This is a genomic window from Streptomyces sp. AM25 (assembly GCF_058146165.1).
Genome location: NZ_JBKIWN010000066.1, coordinates 1 through 18,634, shown reverse-complemented (window position 1 = coordinate 18,634; position 18,634 = coordinate 1). Strand labels below are relative to the sequence as shown.

Below are 18,634 nucleotides of genomic sequence, written 5' to 3'. Positions count from 1 at the left end.
GCCGCCGACAAGTAAATCCGAACTGGACGGATCAGCCGTTAAATTGACACACCCCCTCCCTGCAGTTCCTCGCCGGGCAGTTGGAGGTACACCGTCGGGAGATCGGGACGCGGTGGCGGCGGCTGACCGCAGGCCGACAGGCCCTGCTCGTGCTCGCGCACCTGCGCTGCGGCGACACCTACGCCCGCCTTGCAGCCGGCTTCGCGATCGGCATCGCCACCGTCTGCCGCCACGTCCACGAGGGCATCGGCGTCCTGGCCGCCCTCGCCCCGACGCTGCAGCAGGCAGTGAAGACCGCGGCAGGGAAGGCTTTCGTGATCCTCGACGGGACACTGCTGCCCATTGACCGTGTCGCCGCGGACCGCCCGTACTATTCCGGGAAACACCGGCAGCACGGCATGAACGTGCAGGTCATAGCCGATCCCTTTGGTGAGGCCCTGGGGGCCTCACCCGCGTTGCCGGAGGCTGTCCACGACATCAAGGCCGCCCGGACGCACGGCATCATCGAGGCCCTCGCCGCAGCCGGCGTCAGGTGCTGGGCGGACAAGGGATATCAGGGAGCCGGCTGCACCGTCCGTGTCCCCCTACCGCAGCCGCCGGAAGCACCTCTCCCGTGGTCAGCAGGCGGTCAACCGCGCTCACGCAAAGATCCGCGCGATCGGCGAACGGGCCATGGCCACACTCAAGAACTGGCGGCTCCTCACAAAGCTCCGCTGCAGCACCACCCGCATCACCCACATCGTCCAGGCCATCCTCACCCTCCACCTCAACACCACAACCTGAGATTGGAAAAGGCTCAAGGGAATCGCAGGGCAGCGCGCCGGTGATTCACCTGCATGCCGCCCCCGGCATCCCCAGCGAACAGCAGATCGTGTCCGCATTGCGACTCGCCGACGCCCTCTACGCCTGACAATGCTGCATGCCACGGTCAGCGGGTGACCGCAGGGGGGGCAGTCACGTTCCGCAGTCTGCTGTCCGGGTGTGCCGATCCGTGGTGGGGGGGCGTTGAGCCCGTCTCATTAGCTCAGCTTGCACCCGGCGACGACGGCGAATCCTCGCTTGCGTACGCCAGCCATTCCCGCGTGGCCGTCCGTGCTTCGTCCGCCTGTTCCGGCGTGATAACGCCCTCGGTGTTCGGGGCACGCCCTAGGAGATCTTGAACGCTCCCCTTCTCCTCTGTGCTGATCGCCCAGAGAGACCACGTGGAGGAACCGTCTTCATGCCGATCAAGCACGCTGAGGGTATGCTGAACGGTCATCGTATCCTCCCAAGCTCCAGCGCTGCTTTCGGGCTGCCGAGTCTTCAGGTCTCCTACGCTCCTAGATTTTGCGGACGTTCTCGGCCTGCGGTCCCTTAGGCCCCTGGGTGACATCGAACTCCACCCGCTGGTTCTCCTCCAGGGAGCGGAAACCTTCTTCGGCGATGGCCGAGAAGTGGACGAACACGTCATCACCGCCGTCATCCCGAGCAATGAAGCCGAAGCCCTTGTCGGCGTTGAACCACTTGACTATCCCAATAGCCATGACCCCTCCGGGGACTGAGGCGGGGTTCCGCCGATGTGCCGACGAAACCGGTTACGGCACTCTCCACCGAGAAGTACCGACAAGGACACTTCTTCGGCAAAAAGCGACCAACGATAAGACGCAGCCGTGCAGCTGTCATGCAGAAATCCCAACGCTTCGGTGATCACAGCCGAGCTGGCGTGTGGCACGGGCGCGGTTCTGCGGCGGTCACGTTTCGTAGTCATTAGTTACGCGGTGCATGTGGGTGCTGTCCTTCCACCCTGAAAGGGGGTTGCGTGTGTCTGTCCTTGCCATGCTGAATTCCCCGTCTGCTGTTGTCTATACCGGTCTGCTGCCCGAGCCCGAGCGTGCAGCAGCCGACACCCCGCCCAGGGTCACGCTCACCGCCGACAGCGGCGAGGAATTCCTGTTGACCGCGGATCTCTCACAGCAGGGGGCATGCATCGCCATTCTCCCGGGGCCCACGGGCCTGGACGCACCACCGGTGGACACGGTGGTCACGGAGTACGCGGGCATGGACGGAGGGCGGGTGGCGAAACGGCGTGCCGCCTCCCGGCGGATCACGCTGCCCCTGCTGCTGTGGGCCCCGTGCCGGCCGGAGCTGGTGGCGCTGAAACGGCGCCTGGTCGCCGCCCTGGGCCGCGGACCGTGCACCCTGCGGGTGGCCGAAGCCGACGGCACAGCCCGCACCCTGCATGTGCACTACACCGGCGGAATGGAGGGCGACGAGAGCACCGACGCCGCTGGCCTGACCTTCATCAAATATGGGATCCAGCTCACCGCCCCGGATCCGTACTGGTACGGCGCCGAACGCACCTCCACGTTCCGGGTGCACCGTGCCCACACTTCCTGTCCTACCCCGCAGGGTCCTGGGCGCCGCTGCTGTCCGACACCATGGACAACCCCGGTGCCTGGAGCTCCCCGGGCCTCACGCGCACCGACCCAGACGCCACCACCGGCATCTACGCCCGCTTTGCCGCGGGCACCCGCAGCGAAGGGGCCGCAGTGCCCTACGACGGGACCAGCCTGTACCGCCTCACCGCGCGCGTGCGGCGCGGGCAGGCGCTGACCAGCGGGGGAGTGGCGACGTTCTCGGTCGGTCTCGTCGAGGTGGACGCCGGCGGTGCTCCAGTGCCCGGCGGTGACCGTCTGGTCACGGCGGACCGCTGGCCCTTGGACGACAGCCACGGCTGGGCGGAGTTCACCGGCTACGTGCGGGGGTGGTCCGCGCCCGGAGCCGGTGAGGGGACCGGTGATGGCCGCCCGTCGCAGGATCGCCCCGGAGCCATGCCGGACGGCACGGTCTCGGTGCGTCCGGTCATCCATGCTGGCGGTGCCGCCCTCGATGTCGACCAGCTCACCCTGGCCCGCGTCACCGACGCTCCCGGCAGGGAGCCGCACACGGCGGGGTTCTTCCTGCTGCGGATCACCCCCAGTGTGATCGGAGACGAGGGACTGCCCGTCCACGTCACCTCCGATGTGGACGCGTGGCCGGTGTGGCGGATCACCGGGCCGCTGGGCTACCAGGACACCGGCCAGCCCGTCGTGCCGGTCCGGCTGAAGAGCATCACTACCGGGCAACAGTTGGTCCTGGACTACGGCATCCCGGCTGGCCGCACGGTGGTGATCGACACCCGCCCCGGCATCAAGGCCATCTACCTGGAGAACTCTGATGGCAGCCGCGGCGAGAACCTGTGGCCCCGCGTCAGCGGCCCGGCCACGCTGTGGCCGCTCGTCCCCGGAGGCAACGTGATCGCCCTCACGGCGGCCGAACCACCTGGGGCCGGATTCGGCCATCCGTCGACTTCACGACAGACCCGAACCAAGGCCCGGCGGATTCAACTGATCGTCGCAACACCTTGATCGTGGAGGTGTCGATGGGCAGGCCAGCGGGATGGATGAAGTCGTTGACCGGCAGGTCACCGATGAAGTCTCCAGGGGCGCCGTCGTTGCGACGAGAGGTCGAGCGTCGGTTCTGGCGCGAGGTCGCCAAAGGGTTGACCAGTGAGGAGGCGGCTGTCGCGGTCGGCGCGTCGCAAGCCGCTGGTAGCCGGTGGTTCCGGGAGCGTGGCGGGATGCCGACGTTCATGGTGAGCCCGTGCATGGGCCGGTATCTGTCGTTTGCCGAGCGGGAGGAGATCGCCTTGTTGAAGGCGCAGGGGGCGGGTGTGAGGGCAATCGCACGTCGGCTGGGTCGTGCCCCGTCGACGGTCTCCCGGGAGTTGCGGCGCAACGCGGCGACGCGGGGCGGGAAGTTGGAGTACCGGGCATCTGTGGCGCAGTGGAAAGCCGAGCTGCTGGCCCGGCGTCCCAAGGCGGCCAAACTGGTCACAAACGAGCGGTTGCGCGATTACGTACAGCAGCGGTTGGCGGGGCAGATCCGTCACCCGGACGGGACTGCACTGTCGGGGCCGGTGACCGCGCCGTGGAAGGGCCGCAACAAGCCGCGGAGGCAGGACCGGCGGTGGGCGACATCATGGAGCCCGGAGCAGATCGCACACCGGCTCAAGGTCGACTTCCCCGAGGATGACACGATGCGGATCTCACACGAGGCGGTCTACCAGGCGCTTTACGTCCAAGGACGCGGGGCGCTCAAGCGTGAACTCGTCGCTTGTCTGCGCACCGGGCGGGCCCTGCGGGTTCCGCGGGCTCGTGCCCGGCAACGTGCCGGCGGGCACGTCACCCCGGACGTGGTGATCAGCCAGCGGCCGGCCGAGGCCGAGGACCGCGCGGTCCCGGGCCACTGGGAAGGCGACCTCATCATCGGCACCGACAGGTCCGCGATCGGCACTCTCGTGGAACGAACCACGCGGTTCACAATGCTGCTGCACCTGCCGCGCATGGAGGGCTGGGGAGCCGAGCCGCGGACGAAGAACGGCCCCGCGCTGGGCGGCTATGGCGCCGAGGCGATGAAGGACGTCATCGCGGCCAGTATCACCACCCTGCCCGAGCAGATCCGCCGCTCGCTGACCTGGGACCGTGGTAAAGAACTCGCCCAGCACGCCCAGTTGACGATCGGCACCGGGCTGCCGGTCTACTTTGGTGACCCGCACAGCCCCTGGCAGCGAGGCACCAACGAGAACACCAACGGCCTGCTGCGTCAGTACTTCCCGAAGGGCGCCGACCTCTCCCGCTGGAACGCCAGCGAGCTCGACGCTGTGGCTGCCGCCCTCAACAACCGCCCCCGCAAAACCCTCGGCTGGAAGACACCCGCCGAAGCCCTGAACGAGCAGCTACTGTTGATCCAACAAGGCGGTGTTGCAACGACCGGTTGAGTCCGGGCAATACACCAGCCAGGCCTACAACACCCTGTGCGACCGCCTCGGCGTGGTCCAGTCCATGGGGCGCGTGGGCTCGGCCCTGGACAAAGCGGCCGCGGTCGTTCCACTCGTCGGTCAAGGTCGAGTACATCCACCGGCACCGCTTCGCCACCCGTGCCGAGGCCCGGCTGAAGATCGCCACGTGGATCGCGGACTTCTTCAACACACGCCGCAGGCACAGCGCGGCCGGCGGGCTACCTCCGGTGGAGTCCGAACGGACGATCACCGAAGCCCGGATCCGGGCGCACCTGGAGGACCGAGCAGCATAAGGAAATCCTCCACGCTCTCTGGGGATTGACACGCACCCCCTCTCCTGACGAAGCAGACAACATCATTGGCATGCCCCAACTCATCGGCCACATCAACAACGTGACGACGCCAAGCAAGGTGGGCTGGCGGAACCGGAATCCTTTTCAGCCATATGCCAGAAGAAAACACCAAACCGCTTGAGGCGTTCACGGTGATCCGTAGGGTGAGCAGACCAGATAACAGGACCACGCAGTCCTTGGCGGTTATCGTCCGGGAGCGGTGGCAATCAGCCTCGCTGTCTGCTGCATGCACCGCGCAGGCTGTCCTTCATCACTGACGGGAGAACGTAACGTGACCAGATGCCGTCTTCCCGGGGCGGTCGCCGCCACCGTGGCGACCGCGTTCATTATGGTCGGAACTTTGCTGGCCGCTCCCGCAGGGGCAGTGGCGGGAGGCCGGGAGGTGGCCGATCCTGCGGCGGCGCCGTGGATGGTGACGCTCGCCAATGCCGGCGACAAGGCGCCCCAGCAACGTGTGCGGTGCGGTGGCACACTGATCGCCCCGGACCGTGTCCTCACCGCCGCACACTGCCTGGACCACACCGACCCGTCTCTCCTTGAGCTCCGTCTCGGGGCTTCCCCGCTCTCTGCCAGTCCGGGACGGCTGCTGCCGATACGGGGCTGGTCCGTTCACCCGGACTTCCGGTACATCCGCCCGACAGATGACCCCAAGGCGGGCCTGCGGACAGGCTCCACAGCCGGTGACGCTGCTGTGATCGTCCTTGCCAGTCCCGTGCGTGATGTGCCGCCGATACGTCTGGCGGAGAAGACCCCCGAACCGGGAGCCGTCGGAGCCTTGTACGGCCACGGGGTGACCCGGGACCGTGATCCGGTCACCGGCGCTTCCGCCGGGGCAAGCGACGCTCTGATACGAGCGGACCTGCACGTGATCGGCCATCAGGAATGTGTGCGGCAAGCCGGCGTATTCGTCATCGACGGCCAGTCGGTACTCTGTGCAGGCACACCAGCCGGGCACCCGCCAGCTGCGGCGTGCAGCGGCGACAGCGGCGGCCCTCTGGTCACCGACCGGTACGGCCGGCCCGAGCAGATCGCCATCGCGACGTTCGTAGCCAGCCACCAAGCCTGCGGTCTGGGCGTACCGAACGGATTCACCAACGCCGCCACGATCCGTACATGGGCGCTGAGCCCGAACCTGCCGCTCGTGCCCATGCCCGCTGGCACAGTGGCCATCGTCGGCACGGTATCCGTAGGTTCGACACTGGCCTGCGGCATCCCGGCATGGGTGGGCACGATTCCCGACACGGTCAAGACCCGGTGGTTCCTGAGCCAGCGGGGTACGCACGTACCTGAGGTATTCCTGCCGATCGCCACGGCCACCTCGACAAGCCTCATAGCCGCCCCCGGCTTCGCCGGCCACAAGCTGCTGTGCACAGCCACCGCGACTTCGGCCGCAGGCACAATCGAGCTGACAAGCGCCGCCACACCCCCCGTAACGACATAACAGGCTGACCCGCGATGGATGTTGGGACGTACTGGCCTGGAGGTTCGGCTGATGGATGATTCAGCAGGCCGTCGGCCGGACGGGGACGAGTCCGGGGCGCTGTCGGGTGGAGCGGGGGCCCGTATGTGATCTTGGTGCAGGTGGTCGTGGGAGGGGTTGCCGGTGGAGGCCGGGTGCCGGTGCCGTACAAGGGCTGCCGGTTCCCCGCGGAGGTCATCGGTCACGCTGTGCGGCTGTATCACCGGTTCCCGCTCTCGTACCGCGGGGCCGGGGAGCTTCTCTTCCGGCCCGGGGTCACGGTGCCGTATGAGACGGTCCGGGCCTGGTGTGCGGCCTTCGGTCCGCCTGCGCCGCCGGCAGCCGGGGCCGGGTGACAAGTGGTATCCGGGCGAGGTGTTCCTCAGGGCCAGTGGCAGGATGCGGTATCTGTGGCGCGCGGCTGGCCAGGACGGCAGCGTCCCCGGCATCCTCGTCCAGGACCGCCGCGGCCCGGACCGCGGCCGGGCGCTTGTTCCGTGAGCTCCTCGAGGGCCTGCGGTATGTGCCCCGCGAGGCCGTCACGGACAGGCTCCGCCGCATACGGCGCCGCGCACCGTGGGGTGATGCCGCCGGCCGGGCACCGCAGTTCGGAATACCTGAACAGCCGGGCCGGGAACAGCCACCAGCCCACCCGGCAGCATGAACGGGCCATGACGCTTCCGGTCACGTGGCGCGGCGCAGAGATTCCCTGCCGCCTTCTCCCGGCTCTCCAGCCGCTTCCGGCCCAGATGGCACCTGATCACAGCACGTGACTTCCGCACCGGAATGACCCACCCCTTCACCGCCTGGCACCAGACCAACGGGGCGGCCCCATGGCACCGACAACCTGACCCAACGACATCCCGCCACACCCCAACCCGCCAACTCCACAAGCAACTTGACGACACCACCGGGCATGGGCTCGCGGCCGAACTCGCGCCCGTCCGCGTCAACGTCGTCGCCCCCGGCACCGTCGACGGCAGCCTCTGGGCACAACGCCCCGCCGAGATCCGGGAAGAGAGCTTCGCGCAGTACAGCCGGGATGCCCTGCTGCACCGGCCCGGCACCGAAGGCGAGATCGCCGACACCGTACTCTTCCTGTTCACCGACACCTTCATGACCGGCTCCACGCTCTGCCCCGACGGCGGCTACACCCTGCGCTGGTCCCGGGGCCTTGTATCCATGAGTGCCCAACAACGATGTTCCAGGGGGCGGGCTGCGGCCGGGGCCCTCAGGGCGGGCCCCGGCGGCGTGCCGGTGGGCGGGGTCGATGGGTGGAGCGGACCGCTCCCACCAGTTCCACGCCGGCCTCGGTGCCGGCCTGGGCGGCAGGGGCGGTCCGCAGCCGGTTGTGGACGCGCCCTTCCGCGACCCGGAAGTGTCCGGGCACGTCCGTACACGCTGCCCCGGTGCGGTACTTGAACGCGATCGCGGTGATCACCCGCCGGTGATCACCGCTCACCGCCTCGGTCCCGGGTCAGCGGGCCTGCTGCCCGGTGGGGGCCAGGGTGGCGCAGTTGGTCTTGTAGCGGGCCACGACGTAGCCGTCGATCTCGCCGCCCCAGTCGACGCACTTGCCCCTGGCGTCCAGGTAGACCGGCCCCGCGTACGAGGTGTAGAAGCCGTACTGCTCCTGCTTCGACTTCAGGTCGTTGTCGCGCTGGAGCCAGGAGCCCACCCACAGCCGTGAGCCGGTCGAGCTGTTCCGCTTGGTGACCACGCAGTTCTTGCCGGTGGCGGCGTTGTAGGTCAGGATGACCGTCCCACGGTCCGGGATCGGGATCTGGTTGACCTGCTTGTAGCCGGTACCGCACTCCTGGTTGTACGTGGCGGCGGGGGCCGGAGCCGCGACGGCCGTCCCGGTGCCCGCCATCAGTCCGGTGACGGTCGTGGCGGCGGCGAGCAGCGCCGCTCCTGCAACGCGGGTACGTACAGCACGCTTCACTGTGTCCTCCGTGGAAGTCGCAAGTCGCATGGTGCCGGTTGATGGATGTACGCGGGACGGCCGTCTCCGTGCCCACCCAGACACTCCACACCCCCGGCAAGTTGTACATCCCCTCACCCCCACCCCCCGGAATCAGCCATCACTCCGCCCCCGCCGGAACAGTGATCCGGAACGGCTCTCATCGTGCCGGGAGCGCCCGCCTCCGGGCATCGTAGTTCGCGGCGGTGGTTCATCGGGCCGCCACGGGTGGCCTGCCTCTGCCAGGGCAGCGGTCGTAGCTTCGCCTGCCGCCCTGGCAGAGGCAGGCGGTTGAGCGCCGCAGCAGCAAACAGGAAACCAAGCCGGGTTGCTGGCAGGGCTGATTCATAGTCAATGCCGGGAAGATAGGGCCGTGTGTGGGGTGTCAAGGGCTGCGGTGCGGTGTGACAGTGATGGTTGTGGTTACTTGCTGTAGCGGCTTGTTGTTCCGGGTGGTGTTGTAGGCGAGCTTCGGCTGGCTGCGTTTGACGCGGCGGGGGAGGATCCGGGGACGCCGCTGGACAGGTCCCAGGTCCCGGGGGTTGAGGATGGCGGCGGTGATGCGCGGTGCCGTGCCGGGTACCGGGTGAGAGCCCGAGTCGGCGTTGATGACGGTGTGACGGGCGGTGCGGAGTGTGACGGTCAGTGAGGTGCGGTCCGGGTCGATGTCGGCCGCCGTGGCGGTGTCGGTCGCGATCCGCCGGGCTGCCTGGAACACGGTGAACAGGGCGAACAGCTCCTGGAGCACGTCGCGGGGGTGGTGGGAGCGCAGGACGGTGCCCGGGCCGAGTGCGGTGACTTTCAGTCCGTAGAAGGCGGTTTCGATCTCCCGGCGCTGGTGGTAGAGGGCGGCGAGCTCCTGGGCCGGGTGGCGTCGGTGGTCCGGGAGTGTGGTGACCAGGCGCAGGCGGTTGGTGCCGGTGGCCCGGTCGGCCACGGTGACGTCGGCCTCGATGACGCGGACGGCAACACCCTGGACCTGGGGTGCCACGCCGCGCCGGCGGTCGCGGTGGACCCAGCGCACCAGCTGGTTGCGGCCGGTGGGGGTGGAGACCATGGACAGCCGGCTGCCGTCGTCCAGCGCCTCGACGGCGGGCAGGACACGGCAGGTGTTGATGCGCACAGCAACTGTGCACCTGTGCGGGCGGCGTCGCGCATCGGCTCGAGCCCGTCGGAGCCGCGGTCGGCCAGGTGCAGCATGCCCGGACCCGGCGCCGCACACAGCCGTTGTGCCTGGCTCTTCTCGCTGTCGGACAGCGGTCCGGCCACCGCATCCACCAGGGCCCGGGTCCCGCATTCCACCAGGGCGGTGAGCCGCAGCAACGGGTACGTCGACTCGCGCCGAGCCCGGTAGCAGCCGAAGAACGCGGCGTTGGCGGCACTGTCGGCCATCTCGAGGGTGGTGCCGTCCCAGGCCACCGTCCGCAGGCCGCGCCACCACGCACCGGTGGTCTCCGCAGTGGCCGTGCAGCCCTTGAGCCGGTCGAACAGCAAGCTCGACGGTTCGGGGCCCACCCGGCGCCGGGCCTGGCGCAACGCGGCGGCCGACGGATCTGCGACGGTCGTCCGCAGGCCGGCGACCAGGGAAGACCACACTCCGCGATACCCCTCGAGGGGGAAGAGGGCCATCGCCAGTACGAAGTACACCACCACCCGTGACGGCAGTTTGCGGACCCGTCTCTCCACCCGGCGCGTGGCCTGCAGCACCTGATCGACAACGCACGGCGCGATGAGCTGGGTCAACTCGCCAAGATGCCCGGCCGCAAAGGCACTTCGGCCGGAACCAGGGCAGGCGGACATGGCAGCCTGGACAGACAACAGGGCTCCCGTGGGCACGACGTCTTGGCCGACTTCCGTCCTACGCGGAGCCCCGCCCCTTCCACATCAACTTCACCGAACCGCTTGACAACCAGGCCACGGCCCTATCTTCCCGGCATTGGATTCATAGTCCCGGTGGCGTGGCGGAGTTGCAGGTCAGCCGGTGCCCGGCAGCTCCAGTGGGTGGGTGAAGGGGCGGTGGGAGATGTCGCGGAGCCCGTCGGGGATGTAGCGGTGGCCGGCTTCGCGGAGTGTGCCGATGGCCGGGTTCCGGAAGGTGGCCATGTTCTGCGGGCTGTGCCCGGTCCGCACTCGCGACGTGTCTTCCCTGGACGTCACATCACGCACGTAGTGCTCACAGTTCTCAATCGTCCGGTGGTCGCGCGCGAGTTGCCCGATTCTCGCCGGTGGTGCCTGCCGGGATGCGAGGTCCGTGATGACGTGGACGGTGTGGCGGGAGACCTTGCCGGTCGTCTCCACCCGCCGCCATCGGTGGACGCGCGCGACCTGTACCAGGTGCGGGAAGCCCGGGTCGAGGTCCGTGGCGGTCAGCGCGCGCACGGTGTGTGTCTCGCTGCGGCCGTGGGCGTGGTCCCGGCTGACGTGCTGGGCGCGCACGGTGGTCCACGGCAGCGTGCGCACCGCGTTGAACAGCGTTTTCCGGTTCTGCTTGACGACCGGGACGTAGTGGGCGTGCGCGTCCTCCACGAGGAAGCGGGCCTCGCCGGCGTTGGTGTGGAGCGCGTCGGCGGTGACGGTGACGCCGGCCGGGTCGAAGGGGGCGAGCAGGTGCGGCAGGGCCAGGTGGGGCAGGGCGGTGACCTCGGTGGTCTTCTCGGGTACCCGGGCCCGGCTGGCTGAGGTGTCCGGTCCCGGTGAGGGCGGAGACCAGGCGGGCGGCCGGGGCGGTGCCGGTGCGCGAGCCCCTGGCGGTCCTACCGTCCACGGCCAGGTGGCCGGCCCCTGCCGGATCGCATCCGAGCAGACCGGCCGGGCCGCCCGGGCACACGGCCGTCAACAGGCGCTGCACGGTGGTCGTCGAGGGCGCCCTGCGCACCCCGAAAGGACCACGGGCGGTGGCGCCGAGGAGAGCGAGGGTCTCCTGCGGGGCGTTGCGGGCCCACCGGCCGATCGCCCGGATGGAACGGGCCCCGGCCGGCACCGCGCAACAGCAGGCCAGCAGCACCGTCGTCAGACAGTGCCGGCGTCCACGCCGGGCCCGCGGACCGGGCAGCGACGCCAGCCGCCCGGCGATGCCACCGACCGCACGCTGCACCTCGGCGGGCGACTCCACCAAGCAGACCGTGGCAGACCGACGACACACCAAGGCTCCGATGCGACAGGGCGACTTGCGAGGCCCCCTTGACCATCGGAGCTCCGTCGCATGCGAGACACCCCCTCGTGAGAGCCCGTCACATCCCTGTGACCCGCTGGCTTTCGAGGCCGACAAGACTATGAATCAGCCCTGGGTTGCTGGCCGGTCCGGGTGTCACACAACCGTCACAGAAGGCGGGACCTTTGGCCTTTGCGGCTGATTCCCGCAGAACCGGATGATGAGGGTGTTCGCGTCTCTGTTGCCCTGTATCCGGAAGGCCGCATGTCTCGTTCACACATCGTTCCGCGCGTCATCATCGTGGCTGCACTGGGCTCCTCCGGTGTCCTCAGCAGTGCGGCGGTCGGCTATGCCGAGGAGGGCGAGGGCACGCCGGGAGCACTCGTCCGGCCCATGGCAGTCAGCGCCGATGAGCAGCGTGCAGTTGAGAAGTACTGGACACCGGAGAAGCTGAAGGTGGTGCAGACCCCCGGTCCCGGGCATCCGCGCAAGGAGACCGGCGCCGAGTGGAAGGGCAGGGGCCTGGTTTCCCAGGCTGTGGGCCGGCTGTTCTTCACCTCGGCCGGTGACGGGGAGGACCGCAGCTGCACGGCGACGGTCACCGCCGGCGGTCCGGGTGGCACGGCCGTGACCGCGGCGCACTGCCTGGGAGGTGACCAGCGCGCGGGCGGTTGGAACACGAACATGTACTTCATTCCCGGCTATCGGGACGGAAAGGCGCCGTCCGGGGGGTACACCGTCGGCCGTGTCGTCGTCGCCAGGGAATGGACTACGGCCAGGAACCCCATCGATGACGGGCATGATGCTGCGATGCTTGTGCTGAACCCGGGGAAGGACGGCCGGAGTGCGGCCAGGACCGTGGGGGCGATGCCGGTTTCGTTCCAGGACAAACCCAAGGCCGGCGAGGTGCTGTACAACTTCGGCTACCCCTACCAGGGCGGCCGCGAAGAGGGACAGGGCCGGATCGGGAACAGTAACCAGGGGCAGCGTCTGCTGTCCTGCCACGACCCGGTCACCAAGGCCCCCGACAAGAACAAGTTCGCGCCTGCACTGTGGGGCGCCTGCGACCTGGGCAAGGGCTCAAGCGGCGGCCCCCACCTCAAAGAGTTCAGCGAAAAGACGGGCACCGGCACCATTGTCGCCATCAACTCCATGGGCATAGGCGACGGCAGGGAATACGGAACCCATCTGGGCAAGGAAGCCGAAACCCTGTATCACACGGCCAACTCACTCTGAGAGGATGTCCGGTACGTTCGCGTCGGCGCCGGCCGCGCGCCACAGGCAGTGCAACCGCCCGTTGATTTTGATGAAGACCTCGTCCGGATGCCGTTTACCGCCCGGCCGCGGGCGCCGCCGGCGCAGTGCGCTGGCGCAGGCCTGGCGCAGGCCTGGCGCATCACTGCCGCACCGTCCCGCAGGTCACGGTGATGCCGCGCTCCGGCGGAGCTCCCCGGCCTCGCGGCAGGAGAAAGGGAAGCGGAAGGACAGCCGGACCGCATGCGCGGTCACCTCCGCCGTATAACGGAACCCCTGGTACGACGGCGGCGTGTCCACGGGCCTGCCCTCCCCGGAACAATCAACACCAAGACCGTCTCACAGAGACCACGAACTCAAGCTGCCGACGCCACGCACGGGCTTCAGGACAGAAAGGGAGCCCGTCACCTACGCTCAGCCGCTGAACTGACCAGCCACTGGATATGAGGTGGGACCTGTGGATCACTGATGGAGGAATGCATGCGGACAGGCAGGATGCGGATTGCCGCTGTTGCGGCGGTGATGGGAGTCGCAGCTGGGGTGGCTGCGCCGGCACAGGCGCAGGAGCGGGGCCCCTGGCATGCGTGCCCGGAGCACCACGCGGCGCAGTGCGCGACCGTGACGGTGCCGGTGGACTGGAAGGCCAAGGACGGCGCGACGATCAATTTGAAGGTGGTGCGCAAGCCAGCGAAGCAGCCCGGCAAGCGCCTGGGACCACTGCTGGTCAACTTCGGCGGCCCCGGGGAGTACGACGCCGACACTCTGCTGCAGGATGCCGATGCCTGGGAACACCTGCGGGACCAGTTCGACCTGATAGCGGTCAACACCCGTGACACACACGTGAAATGCGGCGAGAACCTGGTCAACATCGCCAGCGAGATGCCGCTTGTGCTGAACACAAAGCAGGCTTACGACACCCGTGTGGCGTTCAACAAGGCGCTCGCCGACAGCTGCAAGAAGTACAGCGGGCCGCTGTACGGCCATGTCGATTCCCTTTCCGTCGCACGTGACATGGATGCGGTGCGGTCCTTCCTTGGCGAGGAGAAGATCAGCTTCTACGGCATCTCCTACGGCACAGTCGTCGGCCAGGCCTATGCCCAGCAATATCCCGGCCGTCTGCGGGCCATGGTGCTCGACAGCACCCTCGACCACAGCCTCGGTCCCACCGCCTTCACCGCGGACACAGCCCAGGCCATGGAAGAGACCTTCCAGGCCGCCGCCCGGTGGTGCACCCGCGACACCCACTGCCCGCTGCACGGGCAGAGCACACAGCAGATCACCCAGTACGTGAAAAAAATCTACACCGCCGCCGCGCAAGGCCGCCTCGCCGACAGCGACGGGCCCGTCCCCCTCGACCGGCTCCTGCGCCGCAACCTCGCCCTGCAACAGGTCCCCGAACCCTACTGGCCCGGCATCTTCGCAGGCCTGGACGACTACACCATCCTCAACTTCCCGAGCCCCGCCCCGAACTGGCCCCGCCTTCCCACCGCACCCGGACCAGCCACCGCCGATCCTGCCACCGCACTACTGTGCACCGACTGGCACATGGGAACCGCCACCAAAGATCAAGCCGCCAGCCTCTGGAACACCAGCACCACCCACGCCCCCACCATCCTGGGCAGCCCCATGCACCTCGAACGCGCAGCCCGCTGCGCCGGCTGGCCCGCCCCCGTCACCAACCCCCAACACCCCCAGCACACCACCAACACACCCCCCGTCCTGCTCCTCAACGCCCGCTATGACGTCTCCACCCCCCACACCCAAGCCACCACCCTCACCGCACAGCTCACCGGCTCGCGGCTCCTCACCTACCAAGGCGCTGGCCACGCCGTCTACACCACGCTGGACAGCCCCTGCACACGCACCGCGGCCGACCGCTACCTGACCACCCTCCAACTCCCCGTCAAGGGAGCCGGCTGCCCCAGCCTGCACCCCGGCCCCTCCACGACGCAGTGACCCCCAAGCCCCAACACCGGGCCCGCAGCAACTGCGACTCCGGGCCCGGCCCCCAACGGCTCGGCGTCAGGCCGCCGCTGCGGTCCTCCCGCCGCCGTCCCTCCGCCACCGTCGACCCGAAGGAGGCGTGAGATGTCGCGACTCGGCACTCTCGGCGCCCGGCTCTACCGCGGCGAGGTCGGCTACGACTTCGTCGGCAAGCGGAAGATCTGGTACGGCATCTCGATCCTCATCACCATCACGGCCATCGCCGCCCTGGCGGTGCAGCAGCTGAACATGGGCATCGAGTTCAAGGGCGGCGCGGTCTTCACCACGCCCAAGACCTCCGTCTCGGCGGAACAGGCCCGGCTGACGGCCCAGAACGCCTCCGGGCACACGGCCACCGTCCAGAAGCTCGGTGACAGCACCCTGCGCGTCCAGGTCAGCGAGCTGAGCACGGACCAGTCGCGCAAGACCCAGGACGCGCTGGCCAAGAAGCTGGACGTCTCGACGAACAAGATCAACACGGACATCGTCGGCCCCAGCTGGGGCGACCAGATCGCCAACAAGGCCTGGACGGGCCTGGGCGTCTTCATGGTCCTCGTGGTGATCTACCTGGCGATCGCCTTCGAGTGGCGCATGGCGCTCGCCGCCCTGATCGCCCTGATCCACGACCTCACCATCACCGTCGGCATCTACGCCCTGGTCGGCTTCGAGGTCACCCCGGGCACCGTGATCGGTCTGCTGACCATCCTCGGTTACTCGCTCTACGACACCGTCGTCGTCTTCGACGGTCTCAAGGAGAGCGCGAAGGGCATCACCAAGCAGACCCGCTTCACCTACAGCGAGCTCGCCAACCGCAGCCTCAACGGCACCCTGGTGCGTTCGATCAACACCACGGTGGTCGCCCTGCTGCCGGTCGCCGGACTGCTGTTCATCGGCGGCGGCGTGCTGGGCGCGGGCATGCTCAACGACATCTCCCTCGCCCTGTTCGTCGGCCTCGCGGCCGGCGCCTACTCGTCGATCTTCATCGCCACCCCGCTGGTCGCCGACCTCAAGGAGCGCGACCCGCAGATGCGGGCCCTGTCCAAGCGCGTACTCGCCCGCCGCGCCGACAGCACAGCCCAGGCAACGCCCGCAGCCAGCCGGCCAGCGAACACAGTTCCGTGATGCTGTGAGGAGACCGTGCGTCGTCAAGTTATTGGTGCGGCCAGTGAACCTCTTTCATCCTCCGAATCTGCAGGTCAGACATCCCATGGCGAAGTGATGTCAAGCGGCTGCGGTGAGGGTTGCATGGTGTGACCATGCGGTGGCCTCGTCGTAGAGGTGCGGGTCTTGAGACATCCGTGGAGGATGCCGACGAGACGGATCGCGTCTCCTGGAGTGGTGTAGAAGCCGGTTCTGTGATCGTCAGCTGTTCGGTGTCGGGAGTTCGGGAGGGTTGCTGGGGGACCGGTGGTGGTGTCCGGGGTGAGGAGTTCGGCCATGGACTCCTCCGACAGGTAGCGGCGGTCGGCGACCTGCCACTCGTCGTTGAGTTCGGCCAGTACCGCGCCTGCGAGCCGTTCCAGGGCTGCGGGGTTGGGGAAGACCTGCACGACATCGGTCCGCCGTTTGATCTCCCGGTTCAGCCGTTCCAGGGATTGGTCGACCAGATCTTCTTCCAGTGCCCGGCCGGGAAGGCGGCGAACGCGGTGATGTCGTCCGCTGCTTCCAACAGCATCTCCTTGACCTGGGGGAACTGGCGGCCCAGCATGTCCGCGACCACGTCGAGCTGGGCGAGCACGGCCTGGCGGTCCGGCTGGGCGAAGAGGGTGCGGATGGTGGCCGCGACCATCTCCCCGGCGCCTTTCGGGATCTTCCCGAACACGTCCCGGACGAAGTGGACGCGGCATCTTTGCCAGCTCGCGCCGAGGAAGACGGTGCGGATCGCGGCCACCAGCCCGGTGTGCGCGTCGGAGATGACCAGCTGGACGTGGTCCAGGCCGCGTTCGCGCAAAGAGCGCAGGAACTCGGTCCAGAAGGCCTTCGTCTCGTTGTCGCCGACGCCGAAGCCGAGGATCTCCCGGCCGCCGAGCATGTACACCCCGGTGGCGATGACGACGGCCTGGGAGACGATGCGGTGGTTGACGCGCGCCTTGCAGCAGGTGGCGTCGAGGAAGACGTAGGGGAAAACGGTGTGGGTCGGCGGCCGGTCCCTGAAGACGGTGATCTCCTCGTCGAGGTCCTTGCAGATCCTGGAGACCTGGGCCTTGGAGATGCCGCTGTCCGCACCGAGGGCTTTGACCAGGTCGTCGACGGCGCGGGTGGACACCCTGTGCATGTAGGCCTCCATGATGACGGCGAACAGGGCACGGTCGATACGGCGCCGCCGCTCCAGCAGGGAGGGGAAGAAGGAATCGGACCGCAGTTCGGGGATCTTCAGTTCCAGGTCGTCGGCCGCGGTGGCGAGCCGGCGGTCGCGGTGCCCGTTGCGCTGGTTGACACGTGCAGGGGTGCGCCGGCCGGGAGCGGCACCGATGGCGGTGGTGGCCTCGGCCTCGATCAGTTCCTGCAGCATGCGCTCGAGAATGGCGCGGACCATGTCCACTCCGTCACTCGCGCGCAGTGACTCCAGCAGCTCTTGTAGGTCATGCTGGGAGAGAGCCATCGCGGGCGTGTCCTTCCGGGAACCTTCAAGCCGTCCCCGTGACCGTCCCGCGGTGGCTCACTTCCTGCCAGGGCCCGGACACTGATCATCACGAACTTCTACACCACTCCAGCGGACACCATCGGGATGCGGACGCCCTGCGCGACTTCACCCGCCGCTATGTTGTCAAAGGGCTGGACGACGGCGGTACCGGGGCTGGTCCGGGCGGGGCGGGGGCGCTGGTGGTGGACGAGACCGGCTTCGCCAAGCGGGGCCGGGCCTCGGCCGGGGCGGCCCGGATGTACTCGGGCGCCCTGGGGGCTTGTGCGTGAATAACTGTCAGACTTGATCTGCGGGGTGTCCTTCGGCGGGTGTCCCACGGGCCTGCAGCTGCTCTAGGGTGCGGGCGGGGGCTCCGGGCAGCGGCGTAACGGTGATCTTATGCAGGTCGAGGAGTCGGTGTCCGTCCTGGAACTGGTTGGACAGGTTGGTGCGGGTGACGCCGAGCAAGTGGGCCAGGAGGGTGCTGGTCGCCGCCCTGCGGCGGCGTAACAGAGCTGTCAGCAGCCGGTGGTAGTGGTCAAGGCTGCTGGTCTGCGGGTGGAGATAGCTGCGCGGGCGGTGAAAGCGCCGTCGGAATGCGGCCTCGGCCAGGGCGTCCCAGTACGGTTCCGAGACTGCCACCAGGCGGTCGAAGTCGGTGCGGGCCATGCCCGTCAGGGCCGGGTCGGTGAGCAGGCTGGTCAGGGCCGGGGCGATGCGGCGGCGCGTCCGTGATGGCTCGGGAGGCCTGGGCGGGGCGGGCGCGAGGGTGTAGTTCCAGTCGCCGTGGAACGTGCTCGGTGTGATCGGCAGAGACTGGAACTCGGTGGGCGTGACGGTCGTGCCAAGGGGGTAGCTGCCGGTGTCGAGTTCGGCGCCTATCGAAAGCCCGGTCGTGGCAGTCGTTGCGGCGATAGTCTCGAGAACGACCTCGTAGCTCGTCAGCGGCCGTCCTCGCCAGTTCGCGGTGATGTGGCAGAACATTCGGTGTTCTATTTTGTTCCATTGTGCGTCCAGAGACCGGAGGTT

14 protein-coding genes and 7 pseudogenes are annotated in these 18,634 nt (G+C 68.4%); 12 read left to right on the top strand and 9 right to left on the bottom strand.

Features of this window, described 5'->3' with window-relative positions; all coding sequences use genetic code 11:
* Positions 1 to 149 precede the first annotated feature (149 nt).
* Positions 150 to 783: pseudogene (locus ACLHRZ_RS35655) on the top strand (transposase family protein).
* Between the two features lie 536 nt (positions 784 to 1,319).
* Here ACLHRZ_RS35655 and ACLHRZ_RS35650 read toward each other — a convergent pair.
* The gene (locus tag ACLHRZ_RS35650) at positions 1,320 to 1,523 is read right to left on the bottom strand and encodes a cold-shock protein (RefSeq protein ID WP_490422763.1); all 204 of its coding nucleotides are present in this window, start codon (positions 1,521 to 1,523) and stop codon (positions 1,320 to 1,322) included.
* A gap of 894 nt (positions 1,524 to 2,417) precedes the next feature.
* Between ACLHRZ_RS35650 and ACLHRZ_RS35645 the strand changes: the two genes are divergently transcribed.
* The 6 genes and pseudogenes from ACLHRZ_RS35645 to ACLHRZ_RS35620 form a co-directional block, all read left to right on the top strand.
* Positions 2,418 to 3,386, top strand: coding sequence for a hypothetical protein (locus ACLHRZ_RS35645; RefSeq protein ID WP_490422762.1), 969 nt, complete (start codon positions 2,418 to 2,420; stop codon positions 3,384 to 3,386).
* A gap of 35 nt (positions 3,387 to 3,421) precedes the next feature.
* Positions 3,422 to 4,798 (top strand): IS30 family transposase, encoded by a 1,377-nt coding sequence (locus ACLHRZ_RS35640; RefSeq protein ID WP_490422765.1) that lies wholly within the window; start codon positions 3,422 to 3,424, stop codon positions 4,796 to 4,798.
* On the top strand, positions 4,795 to 5,112 hold the full coding sequence (locus ACLHRZ_RS35635; RefSeq protein WP_490422761.1) for an integrase core domain-containing protein: 318 nt from the start codon (positions 4,795 to 4,797) through the stop codon (positions 5,110 to 5,112). The genes ACLHRZ_RS35640 and ACLHRZ_RS35635 overlap by 4 nt, the downstream gene beginning before the upstream one ends.
* Before the next feature lie 442 nt (positions 5,113 to 5,554).
* Positions 5,555 to 6,613: a S1 family peptidase gene (locus ACLHRZ_RS35630; protein WP_490422760.1), complete on the top strand. Its 1,059-nt coding sequence runs from the start codon at positions 5,555 to 5,557 to the stop codon at positions 6,611 to 6,613.
* Between the two features lie 146 nt (positions 6,614 to 6,759).
* Positions 6,760 to 7,462: pseudogene (locus tag ACLHRZ_RS35625) on the top strand (IS6 family transposase); the annotation flags it as partial.
* Between the two features lie 96 nt (positions 7,463 to 7,558).
* Positions 7,559 to 7,774, top strand: a pseudogene (locus tag ACLHRZ_RS35620) (SDR family oxidoreductase); the annotation flags it as partial.
* 88 nt (positions 7,775 to 7,862) lie between these two features.
* Here the strand turns inward: ACLHRZ_RS35620 and ACLHRZ_RS35615 are convergent.
* From ACLHRZ_RS35615 to ACLHRZ_RS35590, 6 genes and pseudogenes are all read right to left on the bottom strand, one after another.
* On the bottom strand, positions 7,863 to 8,093 hold the full coding sequence (locus ACLHRZ_RS35615; RefSeq protein ID WP_490422767.1) for a hypothetical protein: 231 nt from the start codon (positions 8,091 to 8,093) through the stop codon (positions 7,863 to 7,865).
* A gap of 15 nt (positions 8,094 to 8,108) precedes the next feature.
* The gene (locus ACLHRZ_RS35610; RefSeq protein WP_490422759.1) at positions 8,109 to 8,576 is read right to left on the bottom strand and encodes a spore-associated protein A; all 468 of its coding nucleotides are present in this window, start codon (positions 8,574 to 8,576) and stop codon (positions 8,109 to 8,111) included.
* Positions 8,577 to 8,979: 403 nt separating this feature from the next.
* Positions 8,980 to 9,717 (bottom strand): hypothetical protein, encoded by a 738-nt coding sequence (locus tag ACLHRZ_RS35605; RefSeq protein ID WP_490422766.1) that lies wholly within the window; start codon positions 9,715 to 9,717, stop codon positions 8,980 to 8,982.
* A 419-nt stretch (positions 9,718 to 10,136) separates the two neighbouring features.
* Positions 10,137 to 10,394: pseudogene (locus ACLHRZ_RS35600) on the bottom strand (transposase domain-containing protein); the annotation flags it as partial.
* A 174-nt stretch (positions 10,395 to 10,568) separates the two neighbouring features.
* On the bottom strand, positions 10,569 to 11,384 hold the full coding sequence (locus ACLHRZ_RS35595; protein ID WP_490422764.1) for an ISAs1 family transposase: 816 nt from the start codon (positions 11,382 to 11,384) through the stop codon (positions 10,569 to 10,571).
* Positions 11,385 to 11,430: 46 nt separating this feature from the next.
* Positions 11,431 to 11,688: pseudogene (locus ACLHRZ_RS35590) on the bottom strand (transposase family protein); the annotation flags it as partial.
* A 249-nt stretch (positions 11,689 to 11,937) separates the two neighbouring features.
* Between ACLHRZ_RS35590 and ACLHRZ_RS35585 the strand changes: the two are divergent.
* The 4 genes from ACLHRZ_RS35585 to secF all read left to right on the top strand — a co-directional run bounded on the left by ACLHRZ_RS35585 (position 11,938) and on the right by secF (position 16,104).
* On the top strand, positions 11,938 to 12,981 hold the full coding sequence (locus tag ACLHRZ_RS35585; protein ID WP_490422758.1) for a trypsin-like serine peptidase: 1,044 nt from the start codon (positions 11,938 to 11,940) through the stop codon (positions 12,979 to 12,981).
* 558 nt (positions 12,982 to 13,539) lie between these two features.
* Complete coding sequence (locus tag ACLHRZ_RS35580) at positions 13,540 to 14,955, top strand: alpha/beta hydrolase (protein ID WP_490422757.1); 1,416 nt, start codon at positions 13,540 to 13,542, stop codon at positions 14,953 to 14,955.
* Positions 14,952 to 15,086: a hypothetical protein gene (locus tag ACLHRZ_RS35575; RefSeq protein ID WP_490422756.1), complete on the top strand. Its 135-nt coding sequence runs from the start codon at positions 14,952 to 14,954 to the stop codon at positions 15,084 to 15,086. Before ACLHRZ_RS35580 ends, ACLHRZ_RS35575 begins: the two co-directional genes overlap by 4 nt.
* 1 nt (position 15,087) lies before the next feature.
* The gene (secF, locus tag ACLHRZ_RS35570; protein WP_490422755.1) at positions 15,088 to 16,104 is read left to right on the top strand and encodes a protein translocase subunit SecF; all 1,017 of its coding nucleotides are present in this window, start codon (positions 15,088 to 15,090) and stop codon (positions 16,102 to 16,104) included.
* Positions 16,105 to 16,370: 266 nt separating this feature from the next.
* On the opposite strand, the pseudogene ACLHRZ_RS35565 reads toward secF, so the two are convergent.
* A pseudogene (locus ACLHRZ_RS35565) lies at positions 16,371 to 17,584 on the bottom strand (IS256 family transposase); the annotation flags it as partial.
* On the opposite strand from ACLHRZ_RS35565, the gene ACLHRZ_RS35560 reads away from it, so the two are divergent.
* Positions 17,542 to 17,895: a transposase gene (locus ACLHRZ_RS35560; RefSeq protein ID WP_490422754.1), complete on the top strand. Its 354-nt coding sequence runs from the start codon at positions 17,542 to 17,544 to the stop codon at positions 17,893 to 17,895. The pseudogene ACLHRZ_RS35565 and the gene ACLHRZ_RS35560 sit on opposite strands and share 43 nt — an antisense overlap.
* On the opposite strand, the pseudogene ACLHRZ_RS35555 reads toward ACLHRZ_RS35560, so the two are convergent.
* Positions 17,883 to 18,634 (bottom strand): annotated as a pseudogene (locus tag ACLHRZ_RS35555) (ISAzo13-like element transposase-related protein); the annotation flags it as partial. The gene ACLHRZ_RS35560 and the pseudogene ACLHRZ_RS35555 overlap by 13 nt on opposite strands.